This window comes from uncultured Porphyromonas sp. (assembly GCF_934359325.1).
Taxonomy (GTDB): Bacteria; Bacteroidota; Bacteroidia; order Bacteroidales; family Porphyromonadaceae; genus Porphyromonas_A.
Genome location: NZ_CAKRLH010000216.1, coordinates 1 through 2,616, shown reverse-complemented (window position 1 = coordinate 2,616; position 2,616 = coordinate 1). Strand labels below are relative to the sequence as shown.

3 protein-coding genes are annotated in these 2,616 nt (G+C 60.7%); all 3 read left to right on the top strand.

From position 1 onward, the window contains the following. Positions 1–792, top strand: a 792-nt coding sequence (pstS, locus tag Q0F21_RS07040) for a phosphate ABC transporter substrate-binding protein PstS (RefSeq protein WP_297238623.1), incomplete at its 5' end; no start/stop codon positions are given. Next, a complete protein-coding gene (pstC, locus tag Q0F21_RS07035; protein ID WP_297238620.1) occupies positions 789–1,658 on the top strand; it encodes a phosphate ABC transporter permease subunit PstC in 870 nt (289 codons plus the stop codon). The genes pstS and pstC, both read left to right, overlap by 4 nt. Further along, complete coding sequence (gene pstA, locus Q0F21_RS07030; protein ID WP_297238617.1) at positions 1,655–2,560, top strand: phosphate ABC transporter permease PstA; 906 nt, start codon at positions 1,655–1,657, stop codon at positions 2,558–2,560. The genes pstC and pstA overlap by 4 nt, the downstream gene beginning before the upstream one ends. Positions 2,561–2,616: the final 56 nt, after the last annotated feature.

The following is a 2,616-nucleotide window of genomic DNA, read 5'->3' as shown; positions in this document are numbered from 1 at the left end:
GCCAAGGCCATGCCTATGCCGATCATCCATATCCCCACTTGCATCGGCGGCATCGTCATCGCCTACAACCTCGAGGGCATCGAGGAGCTTCGGCTCACGCCTGAGGTGATCTCGGGGATCTACACCGGGCGGATCACGGAGTGGAACGACCCGGCAATCCGGGAGCTCAATCCCGATATCACACTGCCCGACCAGAAAGTGATACCGATCTACCGCACCGACGGGAGTGGTACCACCTTCGTCTTCTCGAGCTACATGAGCAAGGTCGACTCCGTCTGGCGCGAGGAGCTGGGCGCTGCCAAGACGCTGGACATCAAGGTGGGCAATGCCGCCAAGGGCAATCCCGGCGTCGCCGGCGTGATCTCCTCCACCCCCGGTGCGATCGGTTACATCGGCTCGGAGTACTCCATGGCTCTCGGCATCCCCGCAGCAGCAATCCGCAACCGCTCGGGACACTTCATCGCCCCCACGATGGAGAGTATCTCCCTCTCCGCCAACCTCAGCGACTTCCCCGACGACACGCGGGTGATGATCGCCGATAGTCCCGACCCCGATGCCTACCCCATCAGCACGATGACCTGGCTCATCGTCTACAAGGAGCAGAGCTACGGTCACAGGAGCCTCGAGAGTGCCCGGCTGCTGCAGGACTTCCTCTACTACATCGTCGGTGAGGAGACACACGAGGCGGCGCGCAAGACCCACTACGCCTCCCTTCCGCCCCTTGCTCTCGAGAAGGCTCGTGCCGTCATCGCCTCCATGACCTACCAGGGTAAGCCCCTGAGCGAACCATGAAAAAAGATCGTTTCTTCAACGCCCTGCTGACGATCGTCGGCATTGGATTCATCCTCCTGACTGCCGCAATCGTCTACACGCTCGCCTCGATGAGCGGTCCCGCAGTGAGCCACTTCGGCTTCTTCGACTTCCTCTCCGGCAGCGAGTGGAGCGACAAGACAGAGAGCTACGGCGCCTGGCCCTTCATCGTCGGCACGCTGGAGACCTCGCTCCTGGCGCTGCTGCTCTGTGTCCCCTTCTCCCTCGCCGTGGCACTCTTCTCGGGCGAGTACTTTAGGGGAAAGAAGATCGCTGCCGTCGTCAGCGCTGTCGTGGATATGCTGGCGGGGATCCCCTCGATCGTCTACGGTCTCTGGGGCTTCTACACGATCCGCCACCTGATGATCGTCTGGGGCTGGAGCGGCCAGGGCTTCGGCGTCATCCTCGCCTCGATCGTCCTGGCGATCATGATCATCCCTTACGCCTCGTCGCTCTCGAGCGAATTCATCTCTATGGTTCCGGGGGAGCTGAAGGAGGCCGCTTATGGGCTCGGGGCAACCCGCTTCGAGGTGATCAAGAGCGTCTCCCTACCCGGCGCCGCATCGGGCATCTTTGCCGCCTACACCCTTGCCTTCGGTCGCGCACTCGGCGAGACGATGGCGGTAACTATGCTGATCGGTAATACGAACAACATCCCCTTCACCCTGAGTGAGAGCGGCGACCTGATCGAGACCGGTAATACGATGGCGTCGGTGATTGCCAACCAATTTGGCGAAGCGACGGGACTCAAGCTCAGTGCCCTCTTCGCCATCGGTCTGATCCTCTTCCTCATCACGGCGCTGATCAATTGCGCCGCCAAGATCATCATCTCCAGACTTAAGCCATGAGTAACAACAGCTCCCTTGAGACTTACTCCCTGAGGCCGACGCACCAGCAGCGGCGCCGTGTCACCAGCAGGGTCGTCTTCGCTCTCGTCTGTATACTTAGTCTCGCCACGGCGATCCCGCTACTGGCGATCCTCATCGAACTGATCGCCAAGGGCTGGCATCAGCTCAATCTCGACTTCTTTACCCGCGTTGTCCCCTCATCCATCGAGGCGATGCTGGCCAAGCAGAGCGGTCAGCCGATCCCCGGTGGTATCCTCAATGGCATCGTCGGCACCCTCATCATGGTGGGTCTCGCCTCGCTCATCTCGATCCCCTTCGGTCTCCTCGGCGGCATCTACCTCCACATCAATAGGGGAAAAAAGATGGCGACCATGGTCCGCACGCTCGCTGACATCCTCCAGGGCGTGCCTTCGATCATCTGCGGCATCCTCGTCTATATGTGGGTGGTGCGCGCCATGCACAGCTACAGCGCTGTCGCCGGTGCGGTCGCCCTCGCGCTGATGATGATCCCGATGATCACCCGTAGCACCGAGGAGGCGCTCAATATGCTCCCCGGTTCGCTCCTCGAGTCGGGTCTCGCCCTCGGCAGCTCCTACACCTCTGTCATGCTCCACGTGCTGCTCCCCTCCGCCATCGGAGCGATCATCACCGGTATCCTCCTCTCCATCTCCCGCGTGATGGGCGAGACGGCACCGCTGATGGTCACCGCCCTCGGCGCCACGTATGTCAATCTCGACGTCACCAGCCCCACCTCAGCCGTCAGCCTGCTGATCTGGGAGTTTTACAACGACCCCAACCTCGTCGACCTGATCTGGTCCACCGCCCTCTTCCTCCTGATCCTCATCCTGGCTCTCAATCTCGCTGCCAAGACCATTGCTGCGAAGCGAGGCGTCAAGAGATAATCGAATAAATCTTAGATTTGTATGTCCACTACCACCAATAGCTCCACGAAGGTCAT

What these genes read in the sequence shown, in the direction of transcription:
- pstC (WP_297238620.1), top strand. Translation starts at nt 789, where the DNA reads ATGAAAAAAGATCGTTTCTTCAACGCCCTGCTGACGATCGTCGGCATT.
- pstA (WP_297238617.1), top strand. Translation starts at nt 1,655, where the DNA reads ATGAGTAACAACAGCTCCCTTGAGACTTACTCCCTGAGGCCGACGCAC.